Annotated in this window: 23 protein-coding genes; 10 read left to right on the top strand and 13 right to left on the bottom strand. The window is 72.8% G+C overall.

The features are described 5' to 3' along the window. Window positions 1-43 precede the first annotated feature (43 nt). The 5 genes from IEZ31_RS50470 to mobA all read right to left on the bottom strand — a co-directional run bounded on the left by IEZ31_RS50470 (window position 44) and on the right by mobA (window position 3,287). Window positions 44-532: a hypothetical protein gene (locus IEZ31_RS50470; RefSeq protein ID WP_190257296.1), complete on the bottom strand. Its 489-nt coding sequence runs from the start codon at window positions 530-532 to the stop codon at window positions 44-46. A 158-nt stretch (window positions 533-690) separates the two neighbouring features. After that, a complete protein-coding gene (locus IEZ31_RS50475; RefSeq protein ID WP_190257297.1) occupies window positions 691-1,272 on the bottom strand; it encodes a hypothetical protein in 582 nt (193 codons plus the stop codon). A 59-nt stretch (window positions 1,273-1,331) separates the two neighbouring features. After that, on the bottom strand, window positions 1,332-2,405 hold the full coding sequence (locus IEZ31_RS50480) for a T3SS (YopN, CesT) and YbjN peptide-binding chaperone 1 (protein ID WP_190257298.1): 1,074 nt from the start codon (window positions 2,403-2,405) through the stop codon (window positions 1,332-1,334). Window positions 2,406-2,431: 26 nt separating this feature from the next. Further along, window positions 2,432-2,686 carry a DUF6457 domain-containing protein gene (locus IEZ31_RS50485; protein ID WP_190257299.1) on the bottom strand — a complete coding sequence of 85 codons (255 nt, stop codon included), beginning with the start codon at window positions 2,684-2,686 and terminating at the stop codon, window positions 2,432-2,434. Continuing rightward, window positions 2,679-3,287: a molybdenum cofactor guanylyltransferase gene (mobA, locus tag IEZ31_RS50490; RefSeq protein ID WP_229837099.1), complete on the bottom strand. Its 609-nt coding sequence runs from the start codon at window positions 3,285-3,287 to the stop codon at window positions 2,679-2,681. Before mobA ends, IEZ31_RS50485 begins: the two co-directional genes overlap by 8 nt. Before the next feature lie 73 nt (window positions 3,288-3,360). On the opposite strand from mobA, the gene fdhD reads away from it, so the two are divergent. After that, window positions 3,361-4,266, top strand: coding sequence for a formate dehydrogenase accessory sulfurtransferase FdhD (fdhD, locus tag IEZ31_RS50495; RefSeq protein WP_190257300.1), 906 nt, complete (start codon window positions 3,361-3,363; stop codon window positions 4,264-4,266). On the opposite strand, the gene IEZ31_RS50500 is transcribed toward fdhD, so the two are convergent. The 4 genes from IEZ31_RS50500 to IEZ31_RS50515 form a co-directional block, all read right to left on the bottom strand. Continuing rightward, complete coding sequence (locus IEZ31_RS50500) at window positions 4,172-5,278, bottom strand: DUF4192 domain-containing protein (RefSeq protein WP_190257301.1); 1,107 nt, start codon at window positions 5,276-5,278, stop codon at window positions 4,172-4,174. The two genes, fdhD and IEZ31_RS50500, sit on opposite strands and share 95 nt — an antisense overlap. A gap of 86 nt (window positions 5,279-5,364) precedes the next feature. Beyond that, entirely contained in the window at window positions 5,365-5,877 is a 513-nt protein-coding gene (locus IEZ31_RS50505; protein ID WP_229837100.1) for a GNAT family N-acetyltransferase, read from the bottom strand. A 251-nt stretch (window positions 5,878-6,128) separates the two neighbouring features. Beyond that, window positions 6,129-6,329: a DUF397 domain-containing protein gene (locus IEZ31_RS50510; protein ID WP_033359839.1), complete on the bottom strand. Its 201-nt coding sequence runs from the start codon at window positions 6,327-6,329 to the stop codon at window positions 6,129-6,131. Window positions 6,330-6,346: 17 nt separating this feature from the next. Continuing rightward, window positions 6,347-7,198, bottom strand: coding sequence for a helix-turn-helix domain-containing protein (locus IEZ31_RS50515; protein WP_190257302.1), 852 nt, complete (start codon window positions 7,196-7,198; stop codon window positions 6,347-6,349). Window positions 7,199-7,374: 176 nt separating this feature from the next. On the opposite strand from IEZ31_RS50515, the gene IEZ31_RS50520 reads away from it, so the two are divergent. Then, window positions 7,375-7,632 (top strand): hypothetical protein, encoded by a 258-nt coding sequence (locus IEZ31_RS50520; protein ID WP_190257303.1) that lies wholly within the window; start codon window positions 7,375-7,377, stop codon window positions 7,630-7,632. A gap of 6 nt (window positions 7,633-7,638) precedes the next feature. Beyond that, window positions 7,639-7,818, top strand: coding sequence for a hypothetical protein (locus IEZ31_RS50525; RefSeq protein WP_190257304.1), 180 nt, complete (start codon window positions 7,639-7,641; stop codon window positions 7,816-7,818). 10 nt (window positions 7,819-7,828) lie between these two features. Here IEZ31_RS50525 and IEZ31_RS50530 read toward each other — a convergent pair whose 3' ends face one another. Beyond that, the gene (locus IEZ31_RS50530; protein WP_190257305.1) at window positions 7,829-8,437 is read right to left on the bottom strand and encodes a hypothetical protein; all 609 of its coding nucleotides are present in this window, start codon (window positions 8,435-8,437) and stop codon (window positions 7,829-7,831) included. Between the two features lie 358 nt (window positions 8,438-8,795). Here IEZ31_RS50530 and pdhA point away from each other — a divergent pair, with 358 nt between their 5' ends. The 6 genes from pdhA to IEZ31_RS50555 all read left to right on the top strand — a co-directional run bounded on the left by pdhA (window position 8,796) and on the right by IEZ31_RS50555 (window position 16,399). After that, window positions 8,796-9,929: a pyruvate dehydrogenase (acetyl-transferring) E1 component subunit alpha gene (gene pdhA, locus IEZ31_RS50535; protein WP_190257306.1), complete on the top strand. Its 1,134-nt coding sequence runs from the start codon at window positions 8,796-8,798 to the stop codon at window positions 9,927-9,929. After that, window positions 9,926-10,906: an alpha-ketoacid dehydrogenase subunit beta gene (locus IEZ31_RS50540; protein WP_190257319.1), complete on the top strand. Its 981-nt coding sequence runs from the start codon at window positions 9,926-9,928 to the stop codon at window positions 10,904-10,906. The genes pdhA and IEZ31_RS50540 overlap by 4 nt, the downstream gene beginning before the upstream one ends. An 11-nt stretch (window positions 10,907-10,917) precedes the next feature. Continuing rightward, complete coding sequence (locus IEZ31_RS50545) at window positions 10,918-12,309, top strand: dihydrolipoamide acetyltransferase family protein (protein WP_190257307.1); 1,392 nt, start codon at window positions 10,918-10,920, stop codon at window positions 12,307-12,309. A gap of 209 nt (window positions 12,310-12,518) precedes the next feature. Next, a complete protein-coding gene (locus IEZ31_RS58750; protein WP_268241765.1) occupies window positions 12,519-12,653 on the top strand; it encodes a hypothetical protein in 135 nt (44 codons plus the stop codon). A gap of 179 nt (window positions 12,654-12,832) precedes the next feature. After that, window positions 12,833-14,497, top strand: coding sequence for an LppU/SCO3897 family protein (locus tag IEZ31_RS50550; protein WP_190257308.1), 1,665 nt, complete (start codon window positions 12,833-12,835; stop codon window positions 14,495-14,497). A 54-nt stretch (window positions 14,498-14,551) separates the two neighbouring features. Next, entirely contained in the window at window positions 14,552-16,399 is a 1,848-nt protein-coding gene (locus IEZ31_RS50555) for an NHL domain-containing thioredoxin family protein (protein WP_190257309.1), read from the top strand. A gap of 10 nt (window positions 16,400-16,409) precedes the next feature. Here the strand turns inward: IEZ31_RS50555 and IEZ31_RS50560 are convergent, their stop codons facing one another. The 3 genes from IEZ31_RS50560 to IEZ31_RS50570 are packed head-to-tail and all read right to left on the bottom strand — an operon-like array spanning window position 16,410 to window position 18,566. Further along, window positions 16,410-17,141, bottom strand: a complete 732-nt coding sequence (locus IEZ31_RS50560) for a LamB/YcsF family protein (protein WP_190257310.1) — start codon at window positions 17,139-17,141, stop codon at window positions 16,410-16,412. Beyond that, complete coding sequence (locus IEZ31_RS50565) at window positions 17,125-17,976, bottom strand: 5-oxoprolinase subunit C family protein (RefSeq protein ID WP_190257311.1); 852 nt, start codon at window positions 17,974-17,976, stop codon at window positions 17,125-17,127. The genes IEZ31_RS50560 and IEZ31_RS50565 overlap by 17 nt, the downstream gene beginning before the upstream one ends. Next, complete coding sequence (locus tag IEZ31_RS50570; protein ID WP_190257312.1) at window positions 17,973-18,566, bottom strand: 5-oxoprolinase subunit B family protein; 594 nt, start codon at window positions 18,564-18,566, stop codon at window positions 17,973-17,975. The genes IEZ31_RS50565 and IEZ31_RS50570 overlap by 4 nt, the downstream gene beginning before the upstream one ends. Window positions 18,567-18,683: 117 nt before the next feature. Here IEZ31_RS50570 and trhA point away from each other — a divergent pair, with 117 nt between their 5' ends. Further along, on the top strand, window positions 18,684-19,307 hold the full coding sequence (trhA, locus tag IEZ31_RS50575; RefSeq protein WP_190257320.1) for a PAQR family membrane homeostasis protein TrhA: 624 nt from the start codon (window positions 18,684-18,686) through the stop codon (window positions 19,305-19,307). Window positions 19,308-19,388: the final 81 nt, after the last annotated feature.

Consider the following 19,388-nt stretch of genomic DNA (forward strand, 5'->3'; position numbering starts at 1 on the left):
GCGCCCGAGGACGTTCGGAGGATGTTCGGGAGCTATCGATCGGTCACGCGGTGGCCAGCTGCCAGGCCGCGCCGGCCCGGGCGGGCTCGAACGCGGGCTGGACGGCGCCGAACGGGGCGCGGAACGCCTGCTTCAGGGCCTCGTCGAGGCGGCGCATCTCCGGGGCGCAGGCCAGCCGGATCCAGAGGTTCTCGCGCACGCCGTCGATCGCGGTCAGGCCCAGCTGCAGGCCGGTGCGGCTCGGCTCGGGCGTCCACGTGACGTCGGTGAGGTGGTGCAGGGCCGCGTTGAGGTGCAGGGCCACCCGGCGCAGCAGGCCGGACTCGCTGGTCACGACCAGCCGGTTGCGGGTCAGCATCAGCAGGCCACGCCGGCCGAGCGGCGACGAGCACCGCGCCACGACGGCGACCGCGTCCCGGTCACCGGCGCAGCCGCGCAGCACCTGGACGTGCCGGGCGACGGTGGTCGCGCGCAGGCTCCCCAGCGCGGTGGCCGAGAGGAAGGTCCGGGAGAAGGTGTCGAGCGCGTCCATACCCTAGGCAACGACGGGCGCCCGGCACCGACACGCGCTTCCCGGGTCGATCCTGCGGCCGAGGCGCCGGGTCCATCCCACGGTGCCCGGTTTGTGATACTCCTCGGCCACAAGATCGACGCACAGGGGGTGCGACGCCGACGCACCCCGTCAGTAGGCTAGCTCGCCGAGGGGGCCGGCTGGGCGCTCGGCCGCAGCGGCGCGCAGGCGGTGATCGCGGCCGACACCTTCGGGTCCGAGGTGTCGAGCTGGTCGATCGGCCCGTTGACGGTCACGCCGTGCTCGGTGAGGCAGTTGATGTAGGCCGCGTTCCGGCCGTTGCCGCCGCCACCGCCGGGGCCACCGCCACCGCCGAAGCCGCCGCTCGGGAACGCGGTCGGGCGCAGCGACTCGCACGCCTTCTGCGCCTTCTCCCAGGTCTGCTGGTCGACGCCGTTGGGCGCCGCGGTGCCGAAGAAGCCACCGCCGCCGCCCGGACCCCCGCCGCCCCGGAAGCCGCCGCTGCCCGACGGCCGCGGCTCGCCCGACGGCCGCGGGCTGAACGACGGGCGGGCGGTCGGCCGGTTCGACGCGTTCATCTGCGGCAGCTCGACGCCGTTGTTGCGCAGGCAGGACGCATAGTCGGTGCCGCCGGACGCCGCCGCGTCGGCCGACGGTGAGTCGTCACCCGACCCGCAGGCCGCCGCGAAGATCGCCACCGCGGCGAGCGCCAGCGCGGCGCCGCCGATCCGCTTTCTCATCACCTGTCGATGGAACGAGCCGAACCTCGACGTCCCGTCGGCCGAACCTCAAAATTCCGTTAGAGGTACATCCCCGTGCGCTCGCCCTCGCCGGTGATCGCCGGCTTGGGCTTGTCGCCCTCGCCGAAGAACCGCTTGCCGCCGAACTCGCCGTGCAGCCGGTCGTCCAGCTCGTCGGCCAGCCCGGTCATGACCTGGACGGCGAGCATGAGGTGGGTCGGCTGGAAGTCGCGGCCGAACACCGGGACCGAGGCCCACACGGTGTCGTTCGTGCAATACAGCCGGCCGATCGGCATCCGGTTGGTGAGCTCCGACAGCTTCACGTAGAGCCGCTCGGTGGGCTCCACCTCGGTGAGGATCGGGGAGAACACGTCGACCAGCGGCGGGTTGTCGCGCACGCGCACGAACACCATCGCCGAGCCCGACCGGATGCCGATGTCCCCGTCGGGGTCGATCGGCAGCTCCTCGGGCGTGGTCTTCATGAGCCGCGCGACGACCGTGGTCACCTTGTCGGCCAGCGGAAGCCCGTCGATCTCTTCGTGCTTGGCCGACTGCACGTCCACGACCCCGTCGCCGTCCGCGTCCGCGATCGACGCGAGCGAACGCGCGACCCCGAGCGACGGGATGGGCGCCACCCGCCCGTTGACGTCGTGCGCGAGATACGTGAGGAAGGCGGGGTGCGGCGTGCCGTAGATGTCCCGCAGGGTGCGCGTCACGAGCCGGCTCAGGTGGGTCGCCTCGCTCTTGGGCACCCGCAGCCCGAAGGACTCGCCCGACCCGGGCAGCACCCCCGGCGGCGCCCAGCCCAGCGCCACGATCTCGGCGATGACCGTCCGGTCCAGCCGATACGCCGTCGGCAGGTCGGCGTTGCCGACCGCGGTCGCCGCGAGCATGTCGTCGTCCTCGCCGGTCACCTGCACCGAATAGATGGCGTCGCCGGTCCCCGACGCGGTCGGGTCGAGGGTGAGGTCGAGCGTGGTGCCGGGCGCGAGGTCGTTGAGCCCGCCGACCAGGTGCCGCGCGAACTCACGCCAGGCCTCGGCCACCTTCTCCTTGAGGTTGCCGCCGACCGGGTCCTCGTCGTCGAAGAGCGCCGTCTCATACGACCGGACCTCGTCCTGGTCACCCGCCATGATGCCTCCTATCCCCCGGCCCCACCCTATCCAGACTCGATCGTCCCCTCAGCCCGGGTCGCCAGACGGCCCAGCACCTCCCGCGCACGCTGCAGATCCGCCCCCCGCCCGACCGCCACCCCGGCCAGGAACGCGGTCAGCGGCGCGGCGGGCCGGGCCACCCCGTGCGCCACGTCCTTCGCGAGATCGAGGATCGCGTCGCGCTCCTCGATCGTGAGCGCGTCGACCCCGAGCGCCTCGGCAGCCGTCCGGAGCCAGTCGGCCAGCACGTTCTCACTCATGCACCCTCCGCAGGTCCGCTTCGGTGTCGCAGTCAAAATACGGCGGAATGCCGCTTTCGTCCCACCCGACCTCGCCGACGTCGAGCCCCTCGATCAGCTGCCGCACGGCGACCCCGGCCGGGTCCCCGACCCGGCTCAGCGCCGTGCGCAGCGCCGCGCTCCGGAAGGCCCCGCACAGCACCTGGCGGCGCCCGTCACCGTCGACGAAGACCGCTCCGTCACGCTCGTCGACGGCGCCGACCAGCCGTCTGACCGCCGGGGCGTCGAGCCGGGGCAGGTCGGCCGCCAGCACCAGGACGACATCGGGCGCCGTGCGCAGCGCCGCCAGGCCGGCATCAAGACCGGCGACGGGCCCCCCTCCGGGCGGTTGTTCCTGCACCGTCAGGACACCCGGGCCCAGGTCACCGCGGTCCGGGCCCACGACGACGACCTCGGTCGCGATTGCGGCGACCGCGGTCAGGACGCGCGCGAGCATCGGGACGCCGTCGACCGGGACCATCGGCTTGTCGCGCCCGCCCATCCGGCGCCCGGGCCCGCCGGCGAGGACCACCGCGGCCACGGCGGCGGGCGGACGGTTGCGGGGAACACTGGCCGACGACACCTCCAGAACTTACCGTCTAGCCGGGAGCCGGAAACCGGACCAGCGGGGCCGGACCAGTGAAGGGAACGAACACATGGGCCGCGTCACCCAACGCCGGGGGATCGTCCGGGTCACCGTCGACGGCGCCGAGGTCAGCGCCGCGCCGGGGCCCGACACGCTGGCCGCCGAGGAGCCGCTGGAGATCCGCGTCGGCCCGGCCGGCGGCGGGCCCCGCCCACCGCTCGCCGTCACCATGCGCACCCCGGGCGACGACCTCGACCTGGCCATCGGCTTCCTGGTCACCGAGGGGGTCGTCCGCGACGCCGAGGACGTGCGCACGGCCCAGCTGTGCGCGGGCGACCAGGAGCCGAACACGTACAACGTCGTGGACGTCGCGCTCTCCCCCGGCGTCCCGGCGCCGGTCACCGACCCGAGCCGGAACTTCTACACCACCTCCTCCTGCGGGGTCTGCGGCAAGGCGAGCATCGACGCCGTCCGGACCCGGTCGCGGTTCGACGTCGCCGCCGACCCGGTGACCGTCGCGCCGGCCGTGCTGGCCGCGCTGCCCGACGCGCTGCGGCGGCGGCAGCGGGCGTTCGCCACCACCGGCGGACTGCACGCGGCCGGGCTGTTCACCGCGGCCGGCGAGCTGGTCTGCCTGCGCGAGGACGTGGGCCGGCACAACGCCGTCGACAAGGTCGTCGGCTGGGCCGCCCGGCAGGGCCGGCTGCCGCTGGCCGGCCACGTGCTCGTGGTCAGCGGGCGGGCCAGCTTCGAGCTCTGCCAGAAGGCCTGGATGGCCGGCATCCCGGTGCTGGCCGCCGTGTCGGCGCCGAGCACGCTCGCCGTCGACCTGGCCGAGGAGGCGGGCATGACGCTGGTCGGCTTCCTGCGCGGCCCGACGTTCAACGCATACGCCGGCGCACAGCGCGTCGACGGGGCCGCCCCAGCGGCGGCAGCGCCGACGGCGGCAGCGCCCGGTCGAGGATCTCGGCCATGAGCCGCGCCCCGCGATACTGCGGATCCGCCTCCAGCGCCCGATCCACCGCGATCGCGGCCCGCAGGCCGTCGCCCGACCGCCAGCTCAGGTAGGCCAGCAGCATCGCGGGCGGCGCGACCAGCCCCGGCTCGGCCCGCCGCACCAGGTCGGTCCACAGCTGCCGGTGCACGGCCCGGCCCGCCGGCCCGTCGCGGTCGATGCACAGCCAGGCCTGGTCGCGGAACGGCAGCACGTGCAGCAGCAGCGTCAGCCAGGCGACCTCGTCGTCGGTGAGCCGGTCCCCGGCCCGGTAGCGCTTGAGCGCCGCCGCCAACGCGACCGCACCGGCCCGCACGGCAGCCGGCCCGACCCCGCCCGTGCCGAGGCCACCCGCGCCGTGGCCGCCCGCGACGGCCCCGGTGGCCCCGGGGGCCTCGGTGGCCCCGGCGGCCTCGGTGGCCAGGCGGACCAGGCGCAGCCCGGCCCGGTCGGTCGCCTCCTCGATCGCGGCGAGCGCGGCCCCGCTCGGCCCGGCCAGTCCGCGCACCGCGGTATCCCGGTCCGGCAGCGCCACCATCCCGGCGAGGATGGCCTCCGCGGCGGCCGCCGAGGTGGTGACGTCGAACGGGCGGCCCTCAGCCGGGCAGCAGCCGGGAACGTCGCAGGTATACGACCAGAACCGCCCGTCGTGCGCCCGGAGGCACTCGGCCGCGGTGATGCCGTGCCGCCGCATGGCGGCCGCGACGGCGAGCAGGAACGGCTCGGCTCGCTCGACCGGGCCGTAGGCGACCAGCACCACGCCGTCGACCCCGTGCCGGGCGAACATCACCGCATACTCCTCGGCGAGGACGTCGCCGTCGTCGCGGTCGTCGGGCAGGTCGCCGCGGACGTGGAAGTGCAGGCCCGGGCCGCGCAGGCCGAGCACCACGAGGCTGTCGGTCGGGTGGAAGCCGAGCAGGTAGGGCGTGGCGGCGAGGATGTCGGACTGGCTGCGCAGGCGCAGCCGGGGCGATTCGGCGGTGGTCGTCGTCATGCAACCAGGCTCGTCGCCGCGCCCCGCCGCCGGAACTCGCGGTTTTCGGCTGTGGACAACGCCCGTTTTTGTCCACAGCCGCGCGGTCAGTACTTGAACCGCAGCTCGTGCAGGTCTATGCCGTCCTGCCAGGTGCCGCCGCGCCCGCGCAGGTCGATGGCGAGCGTGACCCGGGCCAGCGCGTCGTAGCCGGCCGCGTGCAGGCAGCGGATCGCGTCCAGGTTGCGCGCCGCCGGCGAGATCGTCAGCCGGCCCAGCGCGCGCCGGCGGGCCTGGTCGGCGACGTGTTCGAGCAGCGCGCGGCCGATTCCCTCGCCGCGGCGGGCGGACGACACGACCAGCGGCTCGACGGCGCCGCCGCGGCCGTCGAGGAGCAGCCCGACCATGCCGACCACGGTGCCGCCGACGTCGGCGACCCACATGCCGGAAAGGTCGAGGCGGGTGAGGTACTCCTCGAACAAGGCGCCGGGGTCGGCCGAACCCTCGTGCTCCTCCGTCATCTCGGCCCAGAGCTGCCGGCACTCGCGATGGTCCGTCGGGCGGTACGCCCGGATCGTCAGGGCCGCGGACCCGGACCTGTGCGCCACGGTTTCCGTCACGATCGCCACCACCTGCGAAGACGACGCTGGGTCATAACCCATCCTTACTCCGCCGGGGCCGGTGGCGACACCTACATCGCGGTATTGCTACCAACTGCGGCTTTTGTAGCATCACGCGGATAGCGACCGGACAGTTACGGAAACGATCGATCGGCGATACGATCGAGGACGGCTCGCAGCTAAAACGACGAAGGGACAGCCGGTCGGGGCTGTCCCTTCGCCGTTCTCAGATGAGGGCCGGGGTCACACGGCTACGGCAGGCGGAATTCGCCGTCCGTGTCGACCGCCGCGATGAACGTCTCCCATTCCGCGCGGGTGAACCGCACGCTGCCCGCGTCGGGAGCGTTGGAGTTGCGGACCTCGACGACACCGTCGACGAACCGCGCCTCGACACACTGTCCGTTGTTGCCGCTTCGGGTGGGCTTGTGCCACCGTTCGTTGAGCGCAGCCATCTGCGCACTCCTTCTGGTCAGGCCGTCTCAGCGATCGCGAGCTCGATCAACCTGATCGACTCGTAGGGACTGAGCGCGGCGGCTCGCAGACTCTCGAACACGTCGTGGTACCGCTGGACGTCGCCGGCCTCCTGATAGATGTCACCGGCCATCGCCTCGGCATACACGACGCTTGGTGCACCTTCGAACTTCAGGATCGCGAACGACCCGGCCATGCCGGCATATGCCCCTCCACTGAAGGGCAGGACCTGGATCGTCACGTTCCTCGCCCGGCCCATGTCGGCCAGGTGCTTCAGCTGCGACCGCATGATGTCGGGTCCGCCGATGAGGCGGCGGATCACGCTCTCATCGAGGACCGCGATGAACTGCAAGGGATTCTCGGCGCGGTTGAGCAGGCCCTGCCGCTCGCGCCGGGCCTTGACGTGCGCCTCGACGGCATCCTCGGACTCGCCGGGTGACGCCGCCGCGAGCAGCGCTCGGGTGTACTCCTCGGTCTGCAGCATGCCGGGGACCACGAGCGCCTCGTAGTCGCGCATCTCGACCGCGTTGGACTCCAGCCCGATGTAGCGGGAGTAGCTGGCCGGGAGGTCGCCGTAGCGGGCGAACCAGCCGCGCGTCTTACCCTCCCGCGCGAGGGCGATCAATGTCTCGATGTGCTCTTGATCGTCAACCTCGTAAATCTCGAGAAGGCGCTCCAGCGTGCTGCGCCGGATCCCGACCTTGCCGCCTTCCATCCGGCTGATCGTGCTCGGCGAGCAGTCCAGCTGCAGGCCGACGTCCTCGGTGGTGAGCCGCGCCTTCTCGCGCAGCACGCGCAGTTGTTTGCCCAACTGGAAACGCGGGAACGTGGGGCTCTGGGCGCTGGACACCGCTCACCTCCATTACTCAAGACGAGTGTGTCCGTTACCGGGTTGGCGCGCAAGCCGCGCCCCGCATTGAGCGATTGGGTTGCTCTACTCAACTTCGGCACGGCGTATTGCCCGCGGAAACCTGCACGTGCATTCTGAAGGAGTCAGATCGCACCTCAGCCGGAGGGAGATCAGCGGTGTTCGACGACGACATGCTCCTGCTGGAGGGCGCGCCCCGGCTGTTCGGCATTGTCGCGGATCCCGAGGACGATGACCACCCCCAAGTGGTCGCCTGGGGTCACGAGCTGCCCGATCTCGCCGTGCTCACCTGGCGGCTCGGCAACGGCAAGTCTGAGGTCATGACGTTCCGCTCGGCGGAGGCGGCCCTGGCCACGGCCCAGCAGCTCTACAGCGCCCGCCTGCTGTGGACGGCCCCCGCCGTGCAGGGAGTCTGAGCGCGGATGGCCGTCATCTACGACCACGCGGTCACCGACGCGCGGCGCCGCGCGGAGCGGCACCAGCCGGCGACCGGCGGACCCGGGACGGCCTGCACCGCCGGCTGTGCGCAGTGGCCGTGCAAGCCGTTCGTCACCGCCTGGGCCGTTGTCACGCGGAATTCGAACACCCGCGCCGCCCGCTGACCCGAGCCGATCAGTACGAGCAGTCCGGAGATCGGCCAGCAGAAACCGCCTGATCGACCGAACCCGATGGGGAGCGCCATTGGCGGCGCCAGGTCACGGTCGACTCTTTGCGGCCCCGCAGCGTGGCGTCCCAGCCGGGCCACGCGCGATCCTGGATCGGCACCCCTCCATCGGGCACGCCCGGGGAAGCGGGCGTTTCCACGGCCGGCGGCTTGACGGGCGCGGGCGGAGACGCCTCGGCGGAGGGCGCCTTCTGGGGCCCTTTTGTGGAGGTACCCACGCCGAAACCGCCGCCGGATCCACCGGAGGCGCCGGCCGAGGCCCGCGGGCGACCCGGCGGCTGGGGAGCGGTCGGGACCGCGGCGAGCGACTGCCGGCCCGGTCCACCGGTGGGCGGGCCGGTCGGCGTGTCGATCACGACCGGGCCGGGACCGGGCTCGGCGACGATCGGCGCCCGCGACGGCGGCGTGCTGTCCAGCGTCGCGCTGCCGGCCACCACGACGATCATCGTCGGCACCGAGGTCAGCGCCACGAGCAGCGCCGAGATCAGCAAGGGCCGCCGGTTCGGCGAGAACGTTCGATGCGTGCGGACGTCCGCACCGTCAGACGGGGAGGACAACGGGGACTCCAAGAAATCCGGGGAAAGACGATCCGGGGAAGGACAAAAGGTTTAACGGGCCGTTACGACGAGAAGATCTGCCCGGCTCGGGTGGATTTTTCGGGATCCGCCGTCCGGGGAACCGGGACTCCATGGTGTCGATCCACACGCCTTCTGCGATGCTGGACACACACCGGCAACGGGGCCGTAGCCTCCGCATACCCTGCGAGGCAGAGCCCCCGGGGCCGGCTCCCGGGCATGATCACGGTCATGCCCACCCGCGACGCGCCGACCCCACCGGGACGCCGCGTGGCAGCCACCCCCGCTGCGCGGCAGGGTCACCCCCGCTGCCGACGCGAGAGACGACAGGGAGATACGGATGGCGAAGGGCGAAGCTAAGGCCCGGACGTCTGGGACGCGGGCCGCGCCTGAACCCGCGTTCGTGCAGCTACTCACCCCTGAGGGCGACCGGGTCGAGCACCCCGGCTACACGGTCGACTTCACCGACGAGGAATACCGCTCGCTCTACCACGACCTGGTCGTGGTCCGGAAGCTCGACGCCGAGGCGACCGCCTTGCAGCGCCAGGGCGAGCTGGGCATCTGGGCGAGCCTGCTCGGCCAGGAGGCGGCCCAGGTCGGGTCCGGCCGGGCACTGCGGGCGCAGGACATGGCGTTCCCGACCTACCGCGAGCACGGCGTCCTCTACTGCCGGGGCATCGACCCGATCATGCCGCTGGGCCTGTTCCGCGGCGTCGACCAGGGCGGCTGGGACCCCAACGAGTTCAAGTTCAACATGTACACGATCGTCATCGGCGCACAGACGCTCCACGCGACCGGCTACGCGATGGGCATCACCAAGGACGGCAAGGTCGGCTCCGACGACGGCGAGGCCGTCATTGCGTACTTCGGCGATGGCGCCACCAGCCAGGGAGACGTCAACGAGGCGTTCATCTGGGCCTCCGTCTTCAACGCCCCGATGGTCTTCTTCTGCCAGAACAACCAGTATGCGATCTCCGAGCCGCTGGAGCGGCAGACGCGGGTCCCGCTGTACCACCGGGCGAGCGGCTTCGGCTTCCCCGGCCTGCGGGTCGACGGCAACGACGTGCTCGCGTGCTACGCGGTGACCCGCAAGGCCCTCGACGACGCCCGGCACGGCCAGGGCCCGTCGCTGATCGAGGCCTACACCTACCGGATGGGCGCACACACCACGTCGGACGACCCGACGCGGTATCGCATCGCGAGCGAGGTCGAGGCCTGGCAGGCCAAGGACCCGATCAAGCGGCTGCGCGCCTTCCTGGAGAAGCAGGGCGTGGCGAAGGCCGACTACTTCGACGCGATCGACGAGGAGGCGCGCGTCGCCGCGGTCGAGCTGCGCGAGCGGGTGCTCAGCATGCCCGACCCCGACCCGATGACGCTCTTCGACCACGTCTACCCCAACGGGTCGCCGGAGCTCGACCAGCAGAAGGAACAGTTCGCCAGGTACCTTGCGTCGTTCGAGGGGAGTGGGCACTGATGGCCGAGACCCTGACGATCGGCAAGGCGCTCAACACCGGCCTGCGCCGGGCCATGGAGCGCGACCCCAAGGTCCTCGTCATGGGCGAGGACGTCGGCAAGCTCGGCGGCGTCTTCCGCATCACCGACGGCCTGCAGAAGGACTTCGGCGACGACCGCGTCATCGACACGCCGCTCGCCGAGTCCGGCATCATCGGCACCGCGGTCGGCCTGGCCATCCGCGGCTACCGCCCGGTGTGCGAGATCCAGTTCGACGGGTTCGTCTACCCGGCCTACGACCAGATCGTGTCGCAGGTCGCGAAGATGCACTACCGCTCGAAGGGCAAGGTCAGCCTGCCCATCGTGATCCGCATCCCGTTCGGCGGCGGCATCGGCGCGGTCGAGCACCACTCCGAGTCGCCCGAGGCCTACTTCGCGCACACCGCCGGCCTCAAGGTCGTCTCCTGCTCCAACCCCGACGACGCGTACTGGATGATCCAGCAGTCGATCGAGTCCGACGACCCGATCATCTTCCTGGAGCCCAAGCGCCGCTACTGGGAGAAGGGCCAGGTCAACGTCGACTCGGCGAGCCTGCCGCTGCACGCCACGCGGGTCGCCCGCCCCGGCCGCGACGCGACCGTGATCGCCTACGGCCCGATGGTCCGCACCGCTCTCGACGCCGCCACCGCGGCCGCCGAGGAGGGGCGCGAGATCGAGGTCGTCGACCTGCGCTCGCTGTCGCCGCTGGACATGGCGCCCGTCTACGCGTCGGTGCGCCGCACCGGCCGCGCGGTCGTCGTCCACGAGGCCCCGGTCAACCTCGGCCTCGGCTCCGAGCTCGCCGCCCGGATCACCGAGGAGTGCTTCTACTCCCTCGAGTCCCCGGTGCTGCGGGTCGGCGGCTTCGACACGCCGTATCCGGCCGCGCGCATCGAAGAGGAATACCTGCCCGACCTCGATCGAGTGCTCGACGCCGTCGACCGCTCGTTCGGGTTCTAGGGGGCGGGCACGTGACCAGGGTCAAAGAGTTCAACCTGCCCGACCTGGGCGAGGGCCTCACCGAGGGCGAGATCCTCAAGTGGCTCGTGCAGGTCGGCGACACGATCACCCTCAACCAGCCGATCGTCGAGGTGGAGACCGCGAAGGCGGCGGTCGAGATCCCGGCGAAGTGGGCCGGCCAGGTGACCCGGATCTTCCATCCGGAGGGGACGACCGTCGAGGTCGGCTCCCCGATCATCGCGATCGACACCGACCCGGCCGCCGGTGACCTGCCGGCGCCGTCGGCGGCGTCGCTCGCGGCGGTCGACGTGGCCGGCGACGCGCCGGTCGAGCCGGGCCTGATCGGCGGCCCCGCACCCGGCGGGCGCACGGCGGTCCTCGTCGGCTACGGACCGAAGACCGCGGTGGCGAAGCGGCGTCCCCGGTCCCCGGGGGCTCCGGTGGTACCGGCCGAGCCCGCTCCTGTCGCGGAGGAGGTGCCCCCGCCACCCGCTCCGGCGCCTGCCCCGGCGCCCGCGCCCGCTCCGGCGGCGCGCTCCGGCGGCCCCGTCCTCGCGAAGCCGCCGGTGCGCAAGCTCGCCCGGGACCTGGGCGTCGACCTGGCCGGCCTCACGGGCACCGGGCCCAACGGCTCGATCTCCCGCGACGACGTGATGGCGGCGACGACCGCCCCGGCCGCCGCTGTCGTCGCCAAGCCCCCGGCCGGGCGCGAGGAGCGCATCCCGGTCAAGGGCGTGCGCAAGCTGACCGCCGAGAACATGGTGGCCAGCGCGTTCACCGCGCCGCACGTGACCGAGTTCCTCACGGTCGACGTGACCCGCTCGATGAAGGCGCTCGACCGGCTCAAGGCGCACCGCGACTGGCGGGACGTGCGCGTCTCGCCGCTGCTGCTCGTCGCCAAGGCCGTGCTCCTGGCGGCCAAGCGGCACCCGATGGTCAACTCGACCTGGGCGGGCGAGGAGATCGTGGTCAAGCACTACGTCAACCTCGGCATCGCGGCCGCCACCCAGCGCGGCCTGATCGTGCCCAACGTCAAGGACGCGCAGGAGCTGACCACGCGCGAGCTGGCCGACGCGCTGAACGCGCTGGTGTCCACCGCGCGCGAGGGCCGCACCCCGCCGGCCGACATGACCGGCGGCACGTTCACGATCACCAGCGTCGGCATGTTCGGCGTCGACTCCGGCACCCCGATCCTGCCCCCGGGCGAGTCGGCGATCCTGGTGTTCGGCGCCATCCGCGAGCAGCCCTGGGTGCACAAGGGCAAGATCAAGGTGCGCCAGGTGACCACGCTCGGCCTGTCCTTCGACCACCGGATCATCGACGGCGAGCTGGGCTCGAAGTTCCTGCGCGACGTCGGCGCGTTCCTGGAGGACCCCGAGGGAGCGCTCCTGGCCTGGAGCTGAGCAGGCCAATCCACAGCAGGTGGCCCCGGGCTGAGCCCGGGGCCACTGTCATGTGGCCGACGAACTGGGCGTTTACCCAGGTCTTCCGCCTACGAATCTTCGGCACGTGGGGCGAGTCACTTCATATTCGCTGGATCCGCGGCGCTTCCGGGCGTTGTAATGGACGTGAACCGAGAGACGTCCTTACATTCCCACCCGAGGAGCCAGCCGTGAGCACCTTCATCGAGCGGTACCGCCAGCGGCGCAAGGCCGCCCGCCGCATGGACGCGATCGAGCGCGCCATCGCCAAGAACCCGTCGAACGCCCTGCGCGACGAGCTCCACGCGATGCTCAGCCGCGATTGAGCGCCGCCGACCACACCCCCGAACCGCCCCGGTCCGTCCCTCCCCGGACCGGGGCGGCTTTTTCGTACCGCTAACGTGTGGTCACTTCGTCGCACCCGCCGACGAAGCTCGGCACCGGCTCTGCAAAGTCCGTCCCATGTCGACTACGGTCGCAAGGGTCAGACCAACAGGAGGCTCGCATGACGTCCGACCAGCCCAACCCGTCCGAAGCGGACGACGGGGCGGCGGCCACGCCGCCGGTCGGCAAGCCCCCGGCCGTCCGCGCCACGGCGTCGGTGCCGGCCCCGACGTCCCCACCACCGGCTGACCAGGAAGCCGAGCCGCCCCGCCCCGGCCCCTTCCCGCCAGCCGGGCCGCTGCCGCCGAGGGTCCCGGGCGCGGGCGTCCCGACCCAGTACGGTCAGCCTCCCGCCCACCCGGTCCCCGGCCCACCCGGCTCGTTCCCCGGCTTCATGCCGGTCGCCCAGCCGGCTCCGGAGTCGACCCCACCGACGTCGGCTCCCCCCGCTTCCGCGCCGCCGTTCACGGCAGCTGCGGCAAATGCCCCGGCGGCGCCGGCCGACAACCCGTGGGCCGCCCCACCGTCGGCGAGCTCCGGCTCGGCCCAGGTCCCGCCGGCGTCGGGTTCGGCTCGCGTCCCCGCCGGCTCGGCCCAGGTGCCCCCGCCCCAGCCCGGCCCCGCTTCGGCCTCGGCCCCGCCGGTCACCGACACCCCGCCGGCAGCCGCGCCGCCGAGCCTCGGCCAGATCCCGTCGACCGGGCAGCCCGGCCGGACGTATACGGCCCGCGCGTCCGTGCCCCCGACCTCGGCGCCGCCGGCCCCGGGCACGGTTCCGGCCTCGGCCCCACCGGCCTCCGCTCCGCCGGCAGCGGGCGTGTACCCGGCCTCGGCCCCGCCGTCGTCGGCGCCGCCCGCGGCCGGCGCGTACCCGTCTTCGGCCCCGCCCGCGACCTACCCGTCGTCGGCGCCGCCGGCCACCGGCGTGTACCAGCCGCCCGCCCCACCCGTCAGTGGAAAGGCCAGCGTCTCGGCCCCACCCGCCACCGCCCCGGAGAGCTTCTCACCCGCGGCCGGCCAGGCCAGCGCCCCACCGGCGTCCTTCTCACCCGCCGCCGGACAAGCCAGCGCGGGGCAGGCCAGCGCGCCGCCCGCGCCGCCCGCCGGTCCGTTCCCGCCGGCGGTGGCCCCGGTCGCGGGCACGTACCCGCCGGGAGTGCCTCCGGCCGCGGGCACGTTCCCGCCGGCGGTGCCTCAGGCCGCTGGGACCTTCCCGCCCGCCGCCACCTTCCCCTCCTCCGCACCGCCGGCCGCCGGCCCGCCGACGGCGTTCGCCCCGCCGGCCACCAGCGCCCCGCCGGCCACGGGGGTTTACCAGTCCTCGCCGCCCCCGTCGACCGGCGTCTACCAGGCGTCGGTGCCCACCGCCGTCGGCGCCCCGAAGTACAGCGACCTCGTCACGATGCCCGGCGAGCAGCCCCCGCCGACCCCGCCCGTGGACGGCGGCACCGGCGTCCCGACCCCGGCCCCGGCCCCCAAGAGCCGCCGCGGCCTGCTGCTCGGCCTGGTCGTCGTGGTCGTGGTGTTCCTGCTCGCGGTCGCCGGCACGGCCATCGTGGTCGCCCTCAGCAACGCCGGCAGCACGAGCTTCGCCGTCAACTCCTGCGTCAAGCAGGACGGCGACTCGGCCAAGAAGGCGAACTGCTCGGACGCCGACGCCTTCCAGATCGTCTCGAAGGTCGACAAGCCGGAGAGCTGCTCGGACGCCAGCCAGCCGTACATCGTCCTGCAGCACAAGGGTCAGAAGGACGAGGTCCTCTGCCTCCGCCCGGCCAACCAGAAGTAGCGGTGATCGAGGGAGGCCACGAGCCTCCCTCGCCTATCCGGCAGACTGGGCGCCATGAACGATCCGGCGACGTCCCCGCTCCTCAAGGCCCGTGTCCGCGCTCCTGAGCTGCGCGGGCGCGGGTGGCTCAACACGGGCGGCGAGGATCTCACCCTGGCCGATCTGCGCGGAAAAATTACCGTCCTCGATTTTTGGACGTTCTGCTGCATCAACTGCCTGCACGTGCTGGACGAGCTGCGGCCGCTTGAGCAGCGGTTCCAGGACGTTCTCGTCACCATTGGTGTGCATTCGCCCAAGTTCGAGCACGAGAAGGACGCCCAAGCGCTCAAGGCCGCCGTTGAGCGGTACGGGGTCGAGCATCCCGTGCTCGACGATCCCGACATGGACATGTGGCAGCAGTACGCCGCCAAGGCCTGGCCGACGCTCACCGTCATCGACCCGGAGGGGTACGTCGTCGCGACCATGGCCGGCGAAGGCCATGCCGAGGGGCTTGCCCGGCTCGTCGAGGAGCTCGTCAGGGTGCACGAGGCCCGGGGCACCCTTCGCCGCGGGGATGCGCCGCTGCCCCGGGAGCAAGCCGCCGAGGACACCGTGCTGCGCTTCCCGGGCAAGGCGCTCGCGCTGCCCGACGGGCACTTCCTCGTCGCCGACTCGACCCATCACTCGATCGTCGAGCTCGGCGCCGACAACGAGACGCTGATCAGGCGCATCGGGACCGGGGAGCGCGGGCGCAAGGACGGCACCGAGCCGCAGTTCTCCGAGCCCGGCGGGCTGTGCCTGCTGCCGCCGCATGTCGCGGAGATCGCCGGATACGACGTCGTCGTCGCCGACACCGTCAACCACCTGCTGCGTGGCCTCAGGCTGGATACCGGTGAGGTCAGCACCGTCGCCGGCAGCGGCCGCCAGTGGCGCGGCTCGGTCGACTTCGACCAGCATGACTCGCTGGCGGTGGACCTTTCGTCGCCGTGGGACGTCGCCTGGTACGACGACCGGGTCGTGGTCGCGATGGCCGGCATCCACCAGCTGTGGTGGTTCAACCCGGTCCAGCGAACGGCCGGCGTCTATGCCGGCACGACCGTCGAGGCGCTCAGGGACGGGCCGCTGCACGAGGTGTGGATGGCCCAGCCGTCCGGTTTGTCCGCCTCCCCCGACGGCCGCCGGCTGTGGATCGCCGACAGCGAGTCCTCCGCCGTCCGCTGGATCGAGGACGGCGAGATGCACACCGCCGCCGGCCAGGGGCTGTTCGACTTCGGCCACGTCGACGGGCCGGTCGACCAGGCGCTGTTCCAGCACCCGTTGGGCGTCCTCGCGCTTCCCGACGGCAGCGTCCTGGTGGCCGACACCTACAACGGCGCAATCCGCCGTATATCCGAAAAGACCGTTACCACCGTCGTCGACGGCCTCCGCGAGCCCAGCGCCATCGTCAGCACCGCTCACGGCGACATCATCGTGGTCGAGTCGGCCGCGCACCGGCTGATCCGCCTCGCGCCGGGCACCCTGCAGGCGGCCGGCATCGACGTCGAAGGGACCCGGCACCGCACCGAGCGCCCGTCCACCGTGCTGGCGCCCGGCGAGGTCGCGCTGGACCTGATCTTCGAGCCGGCCCCGGGCCAGAAGCTCGACGAGTCGTTCGGCCCGTCGACCCGGCTGGAGGTGTCGGCCTCGCCGCCGGAGCTGCTGCTGGAGGGCGCGGGCATCACGACCGACCTGCGCCGCCGCCTGGTCCTCAATCCCGAGATTTCCACGGGTGTACTGCAGGTGGTGGCGCAGGCGGCGACGTGCGACATCGACGCCGAGTTCCCGGCCTGCCACCTCACCCGCCAGGACTGGGGCGTGCCGATCACGGTGGCCGAGGACGGCGCCGGGCGACTCCCGCTGATCCTGCGCGGCCTGGACGCCTGAACAACAACGGCTAAGCGACGAACGGCGCGACCTTCACCCCGGCCGCGACCAGCGCATCCCGGACCGCGGTGGCCATCGCGACCGCGCCCGGGGTGTCGCCGTGCACGCACAGCGACTCGACCGGCATCGCGACCACGGTCCCGTCGACGGCCTCGACCACGCCGTCGACGGCCATGCGCACGGCCCGGGCCGCGACCGCCTCGACGTCGGTGACCAGCGCACCGGCCTCGGCGCGGGAGACGAGCCGCCCGTCGGGCCGGTAGCCCCGGTCGGCGAACCCCTCCGCGACCACCCGCAGCCCGGCCTCGTCGGCCAGCCGGTACAGGACGGATCCGGGCTGGCAGAGCACGGGCAGCCCGAACGAGGACGCCGCCGCCACGACCGCGGACGCGTGCCCCGGCTCGACGGCGGCGGTGTTGTAGAGGGCGCCGTGCGGTTTGACGTAGCCGACCGGCCCGAACGCCGACAGGGCGCCGATCTGGTATCGCAGCTCGTCGGTGAGCTCGGCGACGTCCACCTCGATCCGGCGCCGGCCGAACCCGGCCAGGTCGCGGTAGCCGACCTGCGCGCCGACGCGCACGCCCCGGTCGCCGGCGAGATCGCTGACGCGGCGCATCGTGAACGGGTCGCCGGCGTGGAAGCCGCAGGCGACGTTGGCGCTGGTGACGATGGTCAGCAGGGCGTCGTCGTCGCCGAGCCGCCAGACGCCGAACCCTTCCCCGAGGTCACTGTTCAGGTCCATGGAACCGAACCGTATCGCCCGGCCGGGCCTGGGCGAGCAGGACCAGGTCGCGGGGGTCGACGACGGCGACGACCGGGTACCCGCCGGTGGTCGGGTGGTCGGCCAGGAACACGAGCGGCTGCCCGTCGGCCGGGACCTGGACGGCGCCGAGCACGATGCCCTCGCTGGGCAGTTCTCCGGCGACGGCGCGGGTGAGCCCGGGCCCGACGAGCCGCGCCCCGATGCGGTTGCTGCGGGGATCGATCCGGTACCGCCCTTGCGTGAGCACCTGCGCATCGGCGAACCGGTCGGCGCGCGGTCCCCAGGTGATCCGCAGGGTCACGTCGCGACCCAGCCAGGGCCGCGGGGCGACGTCGACGGCGGCGGGCGCCCCGGATCGTGGCCCGATCGGCAGCCGGTCACCGTTGCGGACGACGGCCGGGCCGAGCGCCGAGAGGGTGTCGGTCGACTTGCTCCCCAGTACCGCTGCCGCTTGAAGACCGCCGGAAACCGCGAGGTAGCCGCGGAGGCCGAGCACCGCGGGCCCGATCTCGATCCGGTCCCCGGCGCGGACCGCGACGGGCGCGTTGAGCGCCGCGGGCCGGCCACCGACGCGGAGGGACGCGGCGGCACCGGTGAGGGCGACGGTCCCGGCCGCGGTGAGCGTGGCCGCGAACGGGCCGAGCGTGATCTCCAGCCCGGCCGCGCCGGGGTCGTTCCCGACGAGCCGGTTCGCCAGGATCAGCGCCGGCTGGTCGAGGGCGCCGGAGCGGGGGACGCCGAGGTGCGCGTACCCGGGACGGCCCAGGTCCTGGACGGTGGTGAGCGGGCCGGCCGCGTCGACGACAAGGGTCATGCCGCCACGATTCGCACGGCCCGGCCCGGGTACAGCAGCGCCGGCGTCTCGCGGTCGACATCGAACAGTGGCGAGTCGGTGTGGCCGATGAGACGCCAGCCGCCGGGTGAGGCGGTCGGGTACGCCCCGAGGAACTCGGCGGCGAGACCGACCGCGCCCGCCGGCACGCGCGGCCGGGGGCTGGGCAGCCGGGGCAGCGTCCAGGGCAGGCCGGCGAGGTAGGCGAAGCCGGGCGCGAAGCCGCAGAACGCGACGCGCAGCTCGGTGGCGAGGACGGTGGCGACGACGGTGTCGACGGACTCGCCGACGTGCTCGGCGACGAACGGGAGGTCCTCGCCGTCGAAGTGGACCGGCAGCTCGACGGGGACGGACGACGACGGCGGGCGGGACGGGGGGCGGGTGTCGCGGAGGGTGGCGGCGACGGCGGTGGCGTCGGCCACACCGTCCAGCAGAATCGTGCGCGCACCGGGCACGATGTCGACGGCCGCCAGTCGGCCGGCGCGGCGCTCCGCGTCGAGGTGGGCGAACCACGCGAGTGGATCGTCGACCTCGATCAACAGGGCGTTGCCGCCGACCGGACGGACCTGCATGCCGTCACGATAGACGTCCACACGATACTTGCGAGTAACCTACGGTACCGTAGCCTGGAGGGCGTGACCGTGAAGACCGAAACCCGCCTGCGCCCGGTCGACCTCGGCAAGCCGCGGATGCGCGGTTGGCTGCATGCGTACGCCGCCGGGGTCGCGGTCGTGTGCGGGATCGTGCTGTGCTCGCTGGCGGCGGCCCGCCCCGGCTGGGCACCGTTCGTGAGCTGCGCCGTCTACAGCCTGACGGTGGTCGCGCTCTTCAGCACGAGCGCGCTGTACCACCGGCGGGTGTGGTCCGAACGCGGCTACAAGATCATGCGCCGGCTCGACCACTCCATGATCTTCGTGTTCATCGCGGGCACATACACGCCGTTCAGCGTGCTGCTCCTGCCCGACACCGCCGGCAAGGTCATCCTGGCGGTGGTGTGGGGCGGCGCGGTCCTCGGCGTCGGCATGAAGCTCATCACGCCGAACGCGCCGAGGTGGTTGTCCGCGCCGCTCTACCTCGCGCTGGGCTGGGTCGCGGTGGCGGTGCTCCCCGACCTGCTGCACAACGGCGGCGTCACCGCCCTGGTGCTCACGCTGGTCGGCGGGGCGTTCTACACGGTCGGTGCGGTGTTCTACGCGCTCCGCCGACCCAACCCGTGGCCGACCGTGTTCGGCCACCACGAGTTCTTCCACGCCTGCACGCTGGTGGCCGCAATCTGCCACCACATCGCGATCTACTTCGCGCTGTACGCGTGAGGATCTAGTGCAGCACCGCGTTAGTTCGTCGGGGGTGTGAGCCAGGCGGTGGGGTTGTTGAGGTAGAGGCCGCAGGCGCAG

This window comes from Dactylosporangium sucinum, from assembly GCF_014647515.1.
In the GTDB taxonomy this organism is placed as follows: Bacteria; Actinomycetota; Actinomycetes; order Mycobacteriales; family Micromonosporaceae; genus Dactylosporangium; species Dactylosporangium sucinum.